Origin of the sequence: Devosia sp., assembly GCF_028290435.1 — a bacterium.
Classification (GTDB): Bacteria; Pseudomonadota; Alphaproteobacteria; order Rhizobiales; family Devosiaceae; genus Devosia.
Map to the genome: position 1 here is coordinate 64,124 of NZ_JAQGJV010000042.1, position 13,996 is coordinate 78,119.

Below are 13,996 nucleotides of genomic sequence, written 5' to 3' on the forward strand. Positions count from 1 at the left end.
GCGGGGGTGATAAGCCACTCTCCTGATGCTTCTCCAGCCGATGACTTTCACGCCCGCTTCGCGCCATTTCAGCCGTTGCGGGCAGCGGCTCGTCCCCAAAAGCTGGCATTCAGCCCGACGAGCAGGTGACAGGCGATATGGGGTGGTTTGCGGACTGGCAGCTTTGTGAGCCAACGGCCACAAAGCCGACGAAAAACAGCTTGTCCAGCGCTCCTTCCGGCCCCCAGTGCCCTGCCGATGGCCTTCCGCAGATCGTCGGCAGAGGCGTTTCGCGCCCTTCGATTACCAATCTCACCGTCCACTAAAGACAAAGACGACAGTCGGGGGGAATCCCGGCACAGTTTATTTGCAGGCGTGGATAAGCTTATCGATGGCGGCAGTGCTGCCCTTGAGCGATACCATTCTGGATGGCAAATCTGTTCCCTTGAGTGTCACACCGACCTCATTGCCAGTTTTCAACAATGAGATGATAGGACTGCCCAATTCCACATAGGCGGCAAAGGCGCCGTCCATTTCTTCAAAGAGGACCTCTGCGGTAAGGCTTTTCCCACCTGAGGTCAGTACCAAGGTGCTTGATGCAGGTGGGTTGGCACCCATCCCTAAGCCACTGCCATTGTATCGGATGTTGCCGCAGAGCAGACGAAACGCCGGACCAGTTTCCGTATCGCTTTCGCACGACGAAGCGACCATGACCGAGCCCCCCTCGTCTTCTTCCATCTGTGCCGACCAGCCACAGGTATCTGCGGCGGGTGCGACGACGGAAAATACGGTCGCTGCATTGGTGGACGGGTCGGCGAGCACTGGGCTGACCGCGAGAAGGGCGCAAAGGCTGAGGGAGAATGCGAGGCGCATAGCTGGGGCTCCATTGAATGGTGCCTATATCGAGGGTGCCACATGTCTGGGGGATGAACGGGCGACGCCTCGTCGTGCTCGTCTAACGGATGTCCGCTTCTGGCAATTCGGGCGTTCGCCTCGGCTGACGGCCTCGGGTCGCTATCAGACCCGCCGGTTGGGGGTGGGGAGTGGACTGGCCGCTAGGAGCATCTGGGGCCAGGGCGGACGCGATCCGCCCCAGCCCGTTTCGATTGCTTCACCGCGCGGCGTTTTGCCGGTCGGCGGCCATTTCGGCGAGGCCTGCTTCGCGCGTCATGATCGGCGTGTAGCCGAGTTCGCTCCGGGCCTTGTCGATGTTGAGCGTTATCGTAACGGCTGAGGTTGCGAAGGACTGTAGGGTCAACGGGGCGTTGATCTTGCCACCCGAGAGTTTGTGCAGCCGATCGCCCATGCCGGCGATGAAACGTAACAGTGCGCGCGGGACCGATTTTTCTGGCGCCGTGACGCCTTGCGTTTCCATCAGTGCGGTTGCGAAATCGCGGAAGCGGACGGGCTCCTCGTCGCCAAGGAAATAGATCTCGCCGCCTCTGCCCCTGGCGATGGCCAATTCGATGCCATGGCAGAGATTGGCGATATGGATTGTCGTCGTGAGGTAGTCGCCGCCGCTGATCCAGGCGAACTGTCCCGATTGAACAGCACCAAGCAGCTTCGGCAGGGCTGTGGTGTCATCGCGCCCCCAGACAAAGCGGGGCCGAACCGCGATCACCTCCATGCCGCGACTATTGTAAGAAACGGCGCAGCGTTCGGCCGCGGCCTTGCTGCGAGAATACGATCCGGCAGGGCGACGGGGGAGAGGATGGCGCTCATCGACATTGATGATGGGGCGTCCATCAGCCAGAACGGATTCCGTGCTGAGATAAATCGCCCGCTGAATGCCACCTGCCCGCGCAGCCTCGAACACCGCCTTGGTGCCTTCTTCATTGACGCGCTGCTGGTTTTCGGTGCCCGGACCATGATCGGTATCTGCGGCGGCATGGATCAGTACGTCACAGCCTTCCATACCACGCACCAGATCGGCGCTGAAAGCCGCAACCAAAATGCGCCGGCGCGAGCCGATGACGCGGCCGCTGAGGCGAGAGTCCGGCTGCGGACCCAAACGAAGCGCTACGTCGATACCTTCTTCGATCAAATCGATTGGCCGGTCGTCCATCACCAGGTCGATGGATAGGTTGGGATGGGCGGCCATGAACTCGCCGAGGTGAGGAACGATTTGCAGGCGGCCGAACGATACTGCAGTGGACAGGCGCAGTTGTCCGGACAGCGTGGAAACCGCATCCCGTGCGGCCGCTTCGGCCTCATCGGCGGTCTCGAGCGTCTGCAAGGCCAACCCATAATACCGCTTGCCGGCATCGGTGGTCGCCAGACCACGGGTCGTGCGCGTCAACAGCTTGACGCCGAGCTTTGCCTCCAACTGGGCAATGATCTTGGAAACGGCCGACTGGCTGACACCGAGGTGTCGGCCGGCGGCCGAGAAGGAGCCTGCATCCACAACGCGGACCATCGTCTTCATTGCAGCAAGTACGTCCATCCATAACCATCTGGAATAAGTGTTAGAGCCGGGCGCACAGTACCCCTTTGGTTGGGAATAGATACATCTGCGTCATAGCAATCACAGGAGAGTTTCATGGGTAAGGTTCAGGGCAAGGTCGCCATCGTCACCGGTGGCGCCAAGGGCATCGGCAGCGCAGTGGCCAAGGCGCTCGCTGCCGAAGGTGCCGCAGTGCTGGTTAACTACTCAAGCAGCAAGGAGGCGGCCGAAGCAACAGTCGCTGCGATCGTGTCCGCTGGTGGCAGGGCCGTGGCGGCCCAAGGCGATGTCTCGAAGGCGCAGGACGCCGAACGCCTTTTCGCGCTGGCGGAAGAGAATTTCGGCCCCGTTATGGTCCTTGTCAACAACGCAGCGATCGGTGCTTTTGCGCCGTTCGAAGACACAACCGAAGCTGACTACCATCGCATCTTCACCAGCAATGTGCTGGGCACGATCCAGATGATCCAGGCGGCTCTCAAACATTTTCCCAAAGCGGGTGGCTCTATCGTCAACATCGGGACGATCTCGAGTCAGAACCCGGTACCGATGACCAGTGTCTATTCGGCCAGCAAGGCCGCAGTCGACACTTTGACCCTGGCGCTGGCCAAGGAATTGGGGTCGCGCAATATCCGGATCAATGTGGTCGCTCCCGGCTATACTGCCACCGACCAGACCAAGGGCTTTGAGGACGCCGACTTTGGCAGGGCGCTGCTGCAGGCAGTGCCGCTGCGCCAGGAACTGGCACGGCCGGAAGACATCGCGCCGAGCGTGGTTTTCCTGGCGTCCGACGAGGCTGCATGGCTGACCGGCGAGCGCATCAGCGCCTCCGGCGGTGCGCACTGATTTAACCTGGAAGCGACCGGCATATCTGGTCGCTTCCAACTACCTGTTGCAGCAGCGGGCATCATCCATGGCGGGACGGGCCCGTCGCCGCCATTAATCTTGCCCACTGCTGGCGCCTTGTGAGGCTATTCTTGGGCTTGCAACAACGCCGGATTTCTGGACCGATCTCTTCATCATCCCAAAATATGCCCTCGTCATGAAAATTATCTGACGATGTCGGTCGCGGCCCACGCGCAGGTTGGAGCGGAATTCACCACCCGCTATCCAATAGCTTGCCCTCAAGTCACAGGGGACCAACCGCCCACTTTGGAACAGGCGCAGGCGCTGATCGCCTGCGGCCTGGAGGGCGTGGTTACGGACTGGATTCGGCCGACGTCGGACATCGGACATCCAGATCACCTCGAGCAGCGAACGCTCGTATGATTATGGCGAAGACGGCGCATACACTGATATCGATCCGACGCTGCGGTCACCCGTCACAGTTCGACGATTCAGCCCCGGCCGGGCAAACCTGCATGAGCGGCGTGCGGCCAAGCGCCGACGGAGCGTGCTATCGGATGAACTCAGGTTATTGGGCATGCCATTGGGTAGATAGCAATAATGGATACTTCGACCAACAGCACGTTCCTGCACCCCAATAGTGCGGATCTGGACAGGCACTTGTTATCCGTTCAGTCGGCCGTGATGGCAGCTTTTAGGACTTGGGCACCTGCTCCCGAATGACTAAGACGGGGACGGAAGCTGCCACCACGGCGCGGGCGGTGGGATGGCAGCTATCTCAAGTCCCACGGCCTTCATCGGTCGATTCGCGCCTGGTTGGCGGCCGAATAACGGTCGCCCCTGATCTCGATACCGCTGATGGCCTGCTCAATGGCAGCCAGATCCGCGGCCGTCAGGTCGACCATGGTAGCGCCAATGTTCTCCTCGACGCGGTGCAGTTTAGTCGTGCCCGGAATGGGTGCAAGCCATGGCTTTTGCGCCAAAACCCACGCAAGCGCGAGTTGCGCCGGCGTGATCTGCTTTTCGGCGGCGATGCGCGTGACCGTGTCGGCCATGGCCTGGTTAGCGGCGCGGTTTTCGGGATCGAAGCGCGGCACGGAATTGCGGAAGTCCTTGTCGCCAAACTTGGTATTGGTGTCGATCGTGCCGGTCAGGAACCCCTTGCCAAGAGGGCTGAACGGCACGAAGCCGATGCCCAGCTCTTCGAGCTCGGGAATGATCTGCTCTTCCGGCTCGCGCCACATCAGCGAGTACTCGCTTTGCAGGGCCGTCACCGGCAGCACGGCATGGGCACGCCGGATATTGGCGACGCCCGCTTCAGACATGCCGAAATACTTGACCTTGCCTTCGGCGATCAGCTCCTTGACCGTACCGGCGACGTCTTCCATGGGGGTGTTGCGGTCGACGCGGTGTTGGTAGAGCAGATCGATACGATCGGTGCGCAGTCGTTTCAGCGAGCCTTCTACTGCCTTGCGGATGCTTTCCGGACGGCTGTCCGGTGCGCCGCCCCCGGCAATGTCGAAGCCGAACTTGGTGGCGATCACCACTTGGTCGCGGATGGGCAGAAGCGCCTCGCCGACGACGTCTTCGTTCTTGTAGGGACCGTAGACTTCGGCCGTGTCGAAGAAGGTGATGCCCCGTTCGAAGGCGTCGCGGATCAGTTTAATGCCTGCAGGGGTCTCCATGGGTGTGCCGTAGGACTGGCTGATGCCCATGCACCCCAGGCCAATGGCCGAGACTTCAAGGCCGCTGGTGCCGAGTTTTCTGGTTTTCACGTCGTTTCTCCTCATGCTTGCGGGATCGGTCGGCTGAAATTGTCGAGAGTGATGAAATCCGGCTCAGCTCAGCGGCGGTATTGCTCGTCGCTGACATGCTCCATCCAGTCCACGGCCTTGCCGCCGAGCGACTCCTGGATGGCGACATGGGTCAGGGCGGTTTCGGCACTGGCGCCATGCCAATGCTTTTCGCCGGGCGCGAAACGCACGACATCGCCCGGCAAAACGGTTTCGACCGGCCCGTCAGCACGCTGCACGAGGCCACGGCCCGAGGTGATGATCAGGGTTTGACCCAGCGGATGGGTGTGCCAGGCGGTGCGCGCACCGGGCTCAAAGGTAACGGTGTTGCCGGCCATGGTGCTGGGTGCCTCAACCGCATAAAGCGGATCGATCCTCACCGTGCCGGTGAACCAATCGGCCGGGCCTTTTGCGAAGGGTTGTGAACCTGCGCGCTGGATGTTCATGATGTTCTCCGTGTTACAGGCCAAGGTAGGCCGCTTTCAGTCATTGGATTAGTGGGTCAATCCTGCATGAGCCTATGAATCTTGTTCATGGAGCATAGGGATTGGCCATTGCGGCGTGAACCCGGCCTTTGTGAACTGCAGTAATGATCGCGCTCGAGTTCTATGCTATCTGTTCATGAATGGATCGCGACAACGTAGCCGACCTCATCGCCTTCATAGCAGTCGCCCAAGACCGAAACTTCACTCGCGCCGCGGCGCGCCTGGGTGTATCGCAGTCGGCGCTGAGCCATGCCATGAGCCGGCTGGAGAAGCGCCTCGGTGTTCGCCTGCTCACCCGGAGTACGCGCAGTGTATCGCCGACCGATGCAGGGCAACGGCTACTGGAAACAGTCGAGCCGCGCTTCCTGGAAGTCGACGCGGCGCTGGAGATGGTCACCGAATTCCGGGATAAACCGTCTGGCACTATCCGATTGAGCGCCGGGGAACACGCGATCAATGCCGTGCTGTGGCCACGGCTGCAGGGCTTCATCGAGACCTATCCCGATATCAAGCTCGAACTCATCGCGGAAAACGGGCTCGTCGATATCGTAGCCCAGCGCTACGACGCTGGCGTTCGTCTGGGCGAGCAGTTGGCCAAGGACATGATCGCGGTTCGCATCGGTCCGGATTGGCGCATGGCCGTAGTGGCGGCGCCTGCTTATCTTGAGGGTCGAAAGCCACTGGCCAGTCCGCAGGACCTGACCGAGCACGTCTGCATCAACCTCCGCCTGCAAACCTATGGCGGTCATTACCCCTGGGAGTTCGAGCGCGACGGTCAGCGCCTCAATGTCAGGGTGGAAGGGCAACTGACGTTCAGCAGCAGCACCCACATTCTATCGGCCGCCCTTGCGCGCGCCGGGCTAGGGTGCATTCCGGAGGACGTGATCGCGCCTTACCTCAAAACCGGCCAGTTGGTCCGCGTGCTGGAGAAGTGGATGCCAACCTTCGATGGGTATCACTTGTATTACCCCAGCCGGCGGCAGACCTCGGCGGCGTTCACCCGGCTGATCGAAGCGCTGCGGTATCGTCCGGCGTAACCCGCTCTCGTCATTGCGGCTCAGGCGCCAGGCCCATTACCAGGGCTGGTTTGCTGGCCCCACGGTGAACTCATTGATCGTCGTATCCTCCGGCGTATCGATGGCGAAGGCGACGACGTTGGCGATGCGGTCGGGGGAAATGCCGAACTTGTCGTAGAGCTTCTGCATCGTCTCGGCAGCGCCCTTGTCGCTGATCGCGGTCAGCAGTTCGGTGTTGATCGCGGCGGGGTAGATCGTCGTCGTGCGGATATTGGTGCCCTCCATGGCCGATTCCATGCGTAACACCTCCATGAAGTCGCGCAGGAACCATTTGGTCCCGCCATAGACGGCGCCGCCCGGATAGGCCTTGAGCCCTGCGACCGATGAGGTGGCAATCATCTGACCGGACTTCTGCGCAGTGAAAGCGGGCAGCACGGCAGCGACGCCGTTAAGCACACCCTTGATGTTCACATCCACCATCTGGTGCCAGTCATCGGTTTTGAGCGCCGAAAGCATGGAGTTTGGCATCAGTCCGGCATTGAGGAAGATGACGTCGACCTTACCGAAGCTGTTCTGTGCCAACTGCACGATGGCGTCATTGTCGGACTGCTTGGTGACGTCGAGTTCCTGGTAGACCGCATGGCCGCCGGCTTGCTCGATATCGGCTGCAATCTGCCGCAGCTTGTCGGCGCGACGCGCACCGAGCACGACCTTGGCGCCTTTGGCTGCCAGCATCCGGGCCGTGGCTTCGCCAATGCCGGAGGATGCGCCTGTGATAATGATGACTTTGTCTTTGATCATGATGAGCCTCTGCGTGTGTTGGTCTGTTGAAAGGACGCGGCCCTGGCCGCAAGAGCTGCGGACGCCAGGAGGAGCGCCGCCGCCAGGATGAAGGGGCTCCACCAGCCAGCCGTGTCGAACAGCAGACCGCCCGAAAGAGCGCCGAAGGTGATTGCGACTTGGATCAGGGCTACCTGCAGACCGCCGCCAGCCTCGAGGTCATCGGGGATGACGCGTGTCATCCAGGTGCCCCACGCAACCGGGATCGGGGTCGTGAGAAAGCCCCACAGCACCAGCAGTGCCGCCGTTGGGATAGCGAACTGACCCAGCAGGACAAGCAGGATCGCGAGAACCGCGAGGGCCAGCGGCAATACAATCAAGACCGTCTTGAGGTGAGACCGAAGCACAAACCCCACGACGGTCGTGCCGACAAGACCGCCAAGCCCAAGCCCCAGCAGGACCATGGAGAGGGCGTTCACATCAAGATCGGTGACCTGTTCCAAAAACGGCCGCAGATAAGTGGAAAGCGAGAACTGCCCCATGAAGGCCAGCGCGGTCGCGGCCATGCCAATTGCCATGATCGGCGTACGAAGCAGGCCAACCATTCCAGAGACGGACACCTGCCGGTCTGGCGCCATTCTTGGCAGCGTGCCCAATTGCCATAACAGACCGATTACCCCGATCGGCACCACGATGAAGAACGCGCCGCGCCAGCCGATCAAGCCGCCAAGAAAGCTGCCCAGAGGCGCCGCGATGACGGCAGCAAAGGCCGTGCCGCCTTGCAGCATGGCCAAAGCCTTGGGCAGATCAGCTTGTGTCGATAGGCGCGCCAGGATTGCCGTCGACAATGACCAGAACCCACCGATCGAGATGCCGATCAATGCCCTGCCGATCATGAAGACCAGATAATTTGGCGCGAAGGTGACAGCGAGGCCTGAGACAATGAGAATGGCGGTGTAAGCCAGCACGACGGTGCGCCGGTCGAGCTTTGACAGCAGCGAATTGCCGAAGAGGCTTGTGACCACGGCAAACAGGCCAGAGACCGAGATGGCTTGGCCGGCCTGGCCCTCGCTGATCCCCAGCTCCCCGGCAATGGGCGTGAGCAGGCTGACGGGCATGAACTCCGAAGCGACAAGCACAAAGGTCAGGACGGACATGCAGATGATGGCCGCCCATGTGGTGCCGCTTGGCTGAAGTTCAGCCGTGTACCGCGACTCCGTCGATGCGAGCACGGTCATGGCCTATTCGCCTTTTGCGGGTGATCGATCTTGCCGGCCAAGCTCCAGCTTCCGCCGATACCGGCGATCATGCAGGCCGCAAGCCAATCGATTTGCGCGCCGATCCCGCCCGTCAGCGCGCGCTGCCGGAATTTGTGCTGCGTCATGTTCGCTCTGTCCGGGTTCGTTTGCATGGCGCTAACGTAGGGCGCAGACACTGCTCGAATTAGACCCTATAATTCGCTTAGGCTTATCGGTCTCTGATATGAGTGAGTGGCATGAACAGAAATGATTTGACGGATATGCTCTGGTTCCTGGCGGTGGCCGAGGAGCGCAGCTTCACCAAGGCGGCCGCAAGGCTGGGCACGTCGCAACCCACTTTGAGCCACACCATAAAACAGCTGGAAGCCAGGCTGGGCCTACGGCTTTTGACGCGCACCACGCGGAGCGTTTCCCCCACCGATGCCGGCGAACGCCTCATGCGGGCACTGGGGCCGCGCATCGAGGATATGGAAACCGACATCGACGCGCTGATGGCCATGCGCGACAAGCCGTCTGGCACGGTTCGGATATCGCTGTCGGACCACGCGCTGGAAAGTGTGGTCTGGCCGAAGCTGTGGCCCGTGATGCGTGATTATCCTGACATCACGATCGAGTTGAACAGCGACAATGGCTTTCGCAATATTGTCGAAGAGCGTTTCGATGCCGGTGTGCGCTTGGGCGAAAGCCTGGACAAAGACATGATCGCCGTGCGCATCGGGCCGGATTGGCGTCTGGTAGCGGTGGGATCAGCCGACTACTTCGCCGCCCATGGCACGCCGCAGCATCCGCAGGAACTGGTGGGCCACAACTGCATCAACCAGCGCCACATCAGGTCAGGGGCGCTCTATGCCTGGGAATTTGCCAAGGACGGGCGTGAGTTGCGCGTGCGCGTCGACGGGCAGTTTATCTTCAACACGTCCTACGCCCAAGTGGATGCGGCGTTGAGCGGCTACGGGATTGCCTACCTTCCCGAAAGCATCGTCATTGATGATATCCGTTCGGGACGACTGACGCAGGTGCTGGATGACTGGTCCCCGTTCTTTGCGGGGTACTATCTGTATTACCCAAGTCGCCGACAAACCTCCCCGGCGTTCGCCGCCATCGTCAAGGCCTTGCGCGTGTGAATTGCCGCCACGTGGTCGGCAAGCCAGTACGCGCAGGCTAGCGACAGCCGGATCGATAGTGGCAGGCTGATTGTTTAGTACCAGCCGGTGGCATTTCGCAGGCGGATGCCGCTGGTGTGCAGGCTGGTGTCCCATAATTCCCGCAGTGGCGTCAGGCTGTCCACCATGCGCAGGTCGACATCTCGCGGCGCGAAGGTCGCTGGCAGATCGGATAGCTTGGTGCAAGTCATGGGCGTGACCGGAACCCGGCTCACGCGCATGCCGGCATCATTCAATTCTCGAACCATTTAGGTGGCAATTCATAGCGATAGAGGACGGCCGTGGCGCAACGCTCCAGCCAGGAGCGCTCGATATACGCCGCTGCGCGATGCGGACCCAGCCACTTCACCGTGTCCGCCGGACGTGTTCCGTCTTTCGCCCAGATCACGATGCGGGGGCATTCGCGTGGAAAATGGTAGAGGAAATCCAAATCCTCCTCGATCGCCCAGACCAGCGGTCCGTTCAGCCATTCCATGCCCGTGACCCGTGTCGAGGGCACAAGTACGGGCCGGGGAACGAAGGTGCCGATCTGCGGATCGTCGCTAAAGTGATACAGACGCATGCCAAGCGATCCCGGTCGTGTCGCCATCGTTGATAGCCCATCCGGATGTCCCGGCTCAACTCCAGTTCCGAGCCATTCGTCGTCATGCGTGTGTCACCCAGGCTCGCTATGACAATGTCATTCGAATGAGTTGGGTCGATGCGCAGTCAAGGTCAAACCTGGGTAGAAGCCCGGGACAGGATAAATCTCGAGATCACATCCGGCCGCTTAGCGCCTGATACCAGGCTGCCGTCCGAGCCGGAGCTTTGCGTGCTGTACGGCACGCGGCGTCACTCGCTGCGCAAGGCCCTGGCGGCGCTCGTGGCGGAAGGTAAACTGCGGGTCGAGCATGGCCGCGGTACCTTTGTCGAGCGAGCTCCGCTGCTCAACTATGTCATCGGCTCGCGGACGCGCTTTCGCGAAAACCTTATGTCGCAGGGGCTGACCGCCTCGGGCGAGACGCTGGCCGAGATGAAGATACCGGCCAGTGCACGGGTCGCGGCGGCGCTGGACATTGCGGTCGAAGCGCCGGTCCACGCACGGTCCTGGCGCGGCTTTGCAAATGACCTGCCGATCAGCATGGGCTGGGGCTATCACGACGCCGCGCGCTTTCCGGATCTGCAAGAGCGCCGGCGTACTGTCCGCTCAATCACCGAAGTCTATCGCAGCTACGGCATCGCGGACTATCGCCGGCTGCGCACGACGGTGTTTACCCGCATTGCCTCCGAGAGCGAGGCCGCGATGCTGATGCTGCGCGCCGGCCAATCGGTTCTGGTGGTGCAGAAGATCGACGCCGATCTCGATGGACGGCCCATTGGCTTTTCCGAGGCGGTGTGGGCCGGCGACCGCGTGCAATTCACCTTTGAATCCGATCAGCCGACCGTCATGACCACCGAAAGAGACAGCGATGTATAACGAGACCCCTGCCGGCGGACCGGGCCATGCCGCAGCCCTGAATATCCTGGCGCGGGCGCGGCCCGAGCGGTTGAAGCAGTTCGCCGAAACCCTTCTCGACACCATGGTCGACGTTTCCGTGCTCGCCAATCGCACCGGCCTCGTCATGGTGCCGATGCGCGACACCGTCGAAAATGTCGATTTCCATCTGGGCGAAGTCCTGGTCAGCGAGGCGCATATCGCCGACGGAGCCGGCCATGTCGGCTATGGCATGGTGACCGGCCGCGATCTCGAGCGAGCCATGGCCGTGGCCGTCGTCGACCTGCACATGGCGGCCCGCGGCGAGGAGCCGGCTACCATCCATTTCCTCATGGAAGAGCAGGCCCAACTTGCCGCGGCCGATGCGCTGCGGATGCGCCAGGTGGAAGCCACGCGCGTCGAAATGGAGACGTTCTGATGCTGACCGTTGCTCCTCCCGACGCCGTCGAATTGCGTGCCAATGCGACCTTCGAGGCGCTGATGTGGGCGCTGGCCCGGCCGGGCCATGGCCGCGAGATGCCGGAAGCCGGCCTTGCCGCGATCGTCGATACGCTGGTCGATCTTGAATGCGTCGTGCTGGCCGACCAGCCGGCCTTGCGAGCCGATGTGGCTGCGACCGGCGCGCTGCTGACCGATGACATCGCCAAGGCCGATCATGTGTTTCTCTCGTCTCTCGAAGGCGTGGAAGCGCGGCTCGCGGAGCTGCGCTGCGGCAGTGCCCTCTATCCCGACGATGGCGCGACGCTGGTGGCGACAGCGCAGCACGGACGAGGACAGCGCGTGCGGCTTTCCGGGCCGGGAATCGATGGCACCGTGGAAACGGCCCTTGGGATTGCGCCGGCTTTCTGGGCCATGCGCACCTCGCTCTGCGCCTATCCCGAGGGCTTTGACATGCTTGTTGTCGACGGACGCTCGGTCGTCGGCATTCCGCGTTCGACCCAGGTAGAGGTGCTCTGATGGCCTATGTTGCAACGCGCGGTGGCGAACGGGCCATCGAACAGGCCGAACGGCTATTTCGGCAGGACCTGGGCACAATCGATGCCGCACGTGTCGAGACGATCCGCACGACCATGCCCTATCTGGTTGACCGAGTGATGGGCGAAGCCTCGCTTTATGACGAGGAACTGGCGGCGCTGGCCCTGGCGCAGACCGGTGGCGAGCTTTCGGAGGCCGTGCTGGTGCTGCGGGCCTGGCGGACGACGCAGCCGCGTATCGCCATTGCCCGGCCGGTGCAGCAGGACGAACTGCTGACGCAGCGCCGCATCTCGGCGGCTTTCAAGGATATTCCGGGCGGGCAGATATTGGGGCCGACGCTCGACTATTCGCACCGTGTGCTGGCAACCGACGTGCTTGAGGGCAAGCCCTATACGCCGCCGCCGGTGGAAGCATCCGCGATCCCCGCGCCCTCACGCCAGCCATCGCTCGCCGACTGGCAGCGTCAGCAGGGTCTCGTCGCGCCGGCCAACCTTGCCGAGGTGGCCCCGCAAGACATTCCCGACCTGACGCGTGAACCGCTGCTGTTTCCGGCCTCCAGGGCGCATCGCCTGCAGAGCCTGGCGCGTGCCGAGACTGGCGGCGTATTGGCGCTCGGCTATGCGGCCATGCGCGGCTATGGCAACGCGCATCCCACGGTCAACGAATTGCGGCTCGGCGAAGCCGAAGTGGTGGTTCGCCATCCACGCGGCACGGAATTTTGCGCCGGACGCGTCCGTGTCAGCCAGGCCGAAGTGACGTCAAAGGAAAAGAGTGGCTATCTCGAACTCGGCTTTGCGGCGACCTTTGGCTGGAACGAAGTCAAGGTCATCGCCGCGGCGACGCTCGACCTCAACTCGGCCGAAGCGCCGGTCGGCTCGGCCATGCACGAAGAGTTCTACCTTTATCACACCGAGAGCGTGGAGGCCTCGGGCTTCTGCATCCACTTCAAGCTGCCGCACTACGTGACCTTCCAGTCCGTGCTGGATGCTATGCGCGATGCCAAGGCGATGAAAGCGGCGGCAACCGCAACGGCTGAACAAACACGACAGACGGAGCCCGCAGAATGAGCCTTGCTTCTCTCACCAAGCCTTGGGCCGCCACCAGCTATGGCTTTCTCGACGCCTCGGCAAAACGCGAACTCCGGCGCAAGATGCTCAAGGCCATCGCCGTGCCTGGCTGCCAGATGCCCTATGCCAGCCGCGAAGTGCCGATGGCGCGCGGCTGGGGCACCGGCGGACTGCAGGTGACCCTGACGCTGGTCAACCCGGCCTCGACCATCAAGGTGATCGATCAAGGGGCGGACGATGGCGTCAATGCCGCCTCGATCCGGCGCTTCATCAGCCGCGTTTCCGGGGCAAGGGAAACCTGGGATACGCTGGCCGCCTCGATCGTCCAATCGCGCCATCGCGTGCCTGAAGAAGTCATGGGCGAGGATCAGATCCTGGTGCTGCAAGTGCCCAATCCCGAGCCGCTGCGCGGGGTCGAGCCCAATATATCCGTAGCCCGGCAGATGCATGCCGATGCCGACTACGGCAAGCTGTGGCTGACGCTTTATGAGCAGATCGTACGCAAGGGCCGCATCATGCAGGGCGCGGCCTATCCCAGCATGGTCAATGGCCGGCATGTGAGAACATTGTGCCGAACTGGCTTTTTCACTTCAGCCTGCGGCGGTTCTTCGATGCCTTTCGGGGCATTGACGGTTTGGTCTGGGCGCTGATTTTCGTTTCGGCCGTCGGCCTGGGCCCCTTCGCCGGCGTTCTGGCCATCGCGGTCGGGGACGTCATGG

The 13,996-nt window shown here is 62.0% G+C and carries 14 protein-coding genes and 3 pseudogenes; 9 read left to right on the top strand and 8 right to left on the bottom strand.

Annotated features, from left to right (window positions below):
- Nucleotides 1-342: 342 nt before the first annotated feature.
- Both JWP26_RS10885 and JWP26_RS10890 read right to left on the bottom strand, forming a co-directional pair.
- Nucleotides 343-852 (bottom strand): hypothetical protein, encoded by a 510-nt coding sequence (locus JWP26_RS10885; protein ID WP_299727097.1) that lies wholly within the window; start codon nucleotides 850-852, stop codon nucleotides 343-345.
- 238 nt (nucleotides 853-1,090) lie between these two features.
- A complete protein-coding gene (locus tag JWP26_RS10890; protein ID WP_299727099.1) occupies nucleotides 1,091-2,404 on the bottom strand; it encodes a LysR family transcriptional regulator in 1,314 nt (437 codons plus the stop codon).
- Nucleotides 2,405-2,518: 114 nt separating this feature from the next.
- Between JWP26_RS10890 and JWP26_RS10895 the strand changes: the two genes are divergently transcribed.
- Nucleotides 2,519-3,265, top strand: a complete 747-nt coding sequence (locus tag JWP26_RS10895; RefSeq protein ID WP_299727102.1) for an SDR family oxidoreductase — start codon at nucleotides 2,519-2,521, stop codon at nucleotides 3,263-3,265.
- Nucleotides 3,266-4,059: 794 nt separating this feature from the next.
- Here JWP26_RS10895 and JWP26_RS10900 read toward each other — a convergent pair.
- Both JWP26_RS10900 and JWP26_RS10905 read right to left on the bottom strand, forming a co-directional pair.
- On the bottom strand, nucleotides 4,060-5,040 hold the full coding sequence (locus tag JWP26_RS10900) for an aldo/keto reductase (protein ID WP_299727105.1): 981 nt from the start codon (nucleotides 5,038-5,040) through the stop codon (nucleotides 4,060-4,062).
- A 68-nt stretch (nucleotides 5,041-5,108) separates the two neighbouring features.
- Nucleotides 5,109-5,504 (bottom strand): cupin domain-containing protein, encoded by a 396-nt coding sequence (locus tag JWP26_RS10905; protein ID WP_299727108.1) that lies wholly within the window; start codon nucleotides 5,502-5,504, stop codon nucleotides 5,109-5,111.
- Between the two features lie 179 nt (nucleotides 5,505-5,683).
- On the opposite strand from JWP26_RS10905, the gene JWP26_RS10910 reads away from it, so the two are divergent.
- Complete coding sequence (locus JWP26_RS10910; RefSeq protein WP_299727111.1) at nucleotides 5,684-6,580, top strand: LysR family transcriptional regulator; 897 nt, start codon at nucleotides 5,684-5,686, stop codon at nucleotides 6,578-6,580.
- 36 nt (nucleotides 6,581-6,616) lie between these two features.
- On the opposite strand, the gene JWP26_RS10915 is transcribed toward JWP26_RS10910, so the two are convergent.
- From JWP26_RS10915 to JWP26_RS10925, 3 genes are read right to left on the bottom strand one after another with little or no spacing between them, the layout of a single operon-like run.
- Nucleotides 6,617-7,360: an SDR family oxidoreductase gene (locus JWP26_RS10915; protein ID WP_299727114.1), complete on the bottom strand. Its 744-nt coding sequence runs from the start codon at nucleotides 7,358-7,360 to the stop codon at nucleotides 6,617-6,619.
- On the bottom strand, nucleotides 7,357-8,577 hold the full coding sequence (locus tag JWP26_RS10920; protein WP_299727117.1) for an MFS transporter: 1,221 nt from the start codon (nucleotides 8,575-8,577) through the stop codon (nucleotides 7,357-7,359). Before JWP26_RS10920 ends, JWP26_RS10915 begins: the two co-directional genes overlap by 4 nt.
- Nucleotides 8,574-8,723: a hypothetical protein gene (locus JWP26_RS10925; protein WP_299727120.1), complete on the bottom strand. Its 150-nt coding sequence runs from the start codon at nucleotides 8,721-8,723 to the stop codon at nucleotides 8,574-8,576. Before JWP26_RS10925 ends, JWP26_RS10920 begins: the two co-directional genes overlap by 4 nt.
- A gap of 111 nt (nucleotides 8,724-8,834) precedes the next feature.
- Between JWP26_RS10925 and JWP26_RS10930 the strand changes: the two genes are divergently transcribed.
- Entirely contained in the window at nucleotides 8,835-9,722 is an 888-nt protein-coding gene (locus tag JWP26_RS10930) for a LysR family transcriptional regulator (RefSeq protein ID WP_299727123.1), read from the top strand.
- 74 nt (nucleotides 9,723-9,796) lie between these two features.
- On the opposite strand, the pseudogene JWP26_RS10935 reads toward JWP26_RS10930, so the two are convergent.
- Nucleotides 9,797-10,323, bottom strand: a pseudogene (locus tag JWP26_RS10935) (DUF6886 family protein).
- Nucleotides 10,324-10,461: 138 nt separating this feature from the next.
- Between JWP26_RS10935 and phnF the strand changes: the two are divergent.
- The 6 genes and pseudogenes from phnF to JWP26_RS10965 form a co-directional block, all read left to right on the top strand.
- A complete protein-coding gene (phnF, locus tag JWP26_RS10940; protein ID WP_299727126.1) occupies nucleotides 10,462-11,217 on the top strand; it encodes a phosphonate metabolism transcriptional regulator PhnF in 756 nt (251 codons plus the stop codon).
- On the top strand, nucleotides 11,210-11,653 hold the full coding sequence (locus JWP26_RS10945; protein WP_299727129.1) for a phosphonate C-P lyase system protein PhnG: 444 nt from the start codon (nucleotides 11,210-11,212) through the stop codon (nucleotides 11,651-11,653). The genes phnF and JWP26_RS10945 overlap by 8 nt, the downstream gene beginning before the upstream one ends.
- On the top strand, nucleotides 11,653-12,192 hold the full coding sequence (gene phnH / locus JWP26_RS10950; RefSeq protein ID WP_299727132.1) for a phosphonate C-P lyase system protein PhnH: 540 nt from the start codon (nucleotides 11,653-11,655) through the stop codon (nucleotides 12,190-12,192). Before JWP26_RS10945 ends, phnH begins: the two co-directional genes overlap by 1 nt.
- Entirely contained in the window at nucleotides 12,192-13,277 is a 1,086-nt protein-coding gene (locus JWP26_RS10955; protein ID WP_299727135.1) for a carbon-phosphorus lyase complex subunit PhnI, read from the top strand. The genes phnH and JWP26_RS10955 overlap by 1 nt, the downstream gene beginning before the upstream one ends.
- Nucleotides 13,278-13,360: 83 nt before the next feature.
- Nucleotides 13,361-13,777 (top strand): annotated as a pseudogene (locus JWP26_RS10960) (alpha-D-ribose 1-methylphosphonate 5-phosphate C-P-lyase PhnJ); the annotation flags it as partial.
- 62 nt (nucleotides 13,778-13,839) lie between these two features.
- Nucleotides 13,840-13,996: pseudogene (locus tag JWP26_RS10965) on the top strand (PhnE/PtxC family ABC transporter permease); the annotation flags it as partial.

Excerpts from the sequence above, each read along its gene's own strand:
- JWP26_RS10930 (WP_299727123.1), top strand. The coding sequence starts at position 8,835 with ATGAACAGAAATGATTTGACGGATATGCTCTGGTTCCTGGCGGTGGCC.
- JWP26_RS10945 (WP_299727129.1), top strand. The coding sequence starts at position 11,210 with ATGTATAACGAGACCCCTGCCGGCGGACCGGGCCATGCCGCAGCCCTG.
- JWP26_RS10890 (WP_299727099.1), bottom strand. The coding sequence starts at position 2,404 with ATGAAGACGATGGTCCGCGTTGTGGATGCAGGCTCCTTCTCGGCCGCC.
- JWP26_RS10895 (WP_299727102.1), top strand. The coding sequence starts at position 2,519 with ATGGGTAAGGTTCAGGGCAAGGTCGCCATCGTCACCGGTGGCGCCAAG.
- JWP26_RS10885 (WP_299727097.1), bottom strand. The coding sequence starts at position 852 with ATGCGCCTCGCATTCTCCCTCAGCCTTTGCGCCCTTCTCGCGGTCAGC.
- phnH (WP_299727132.1), top strand. The coding sequence starts at position 11,653 with ATGCTGACCGTTGCTCCTCCCGACGCCGTCGAATTGCGTGCCAATGCG.
- JWP26_RS10915 (WP_299727114.1), bottom strand. The coding sequence starts at position 7,360 with ATGATCAAAGACAAAGTCATCATTATCACAGGCGCATCCTCCGGCATT.
- JWP26_RS10955 (WP_299727135.1), top strand. The coding sequence starts at position 12,192 with ATGGCCTATGTTGCAACGCGCGGTGGCGAACGGGCCATCGAACAGGCC.
- JWP26_RS10910 (WP_299727111.1), top strand. The coding sequence starts at position 5,684 with ATGGATCGCGACAACGTAGCCGACCTCATCGCCTTCATAGCAGTCGCC.
- JWP26_RS10925 (WP_299727120.1), bottom strand. The coding sequence starts at position 8,723 with ATGACGCAGCACAAATTCCGGCAGCGCGCGCTGACGGGCGGGATCGGC.
- JWP26_RS10905 (WP_299727108.1), bottom strand. The coding sequence starts at position 5,504 with ATGAACATCCAGCGCGCAGGTTCACAACCCTTCGCAAAAGGCCCGGCC.
- JWP26_RS10920 (WP_299727117.1), bottom strand. The coding sequence starts at position 8,577 with ATGACCGTGCTCGCATCGACGGAGTCGCGGTACACGGCTGAACTTCAG.
- phnF (WP_299727126.1), top strand. The coding sequence starts at position 10,462 with ATGCGCAGTCAAGGTCAAACCTGGGTAGAAGCCCGGGACAGGATAAAT.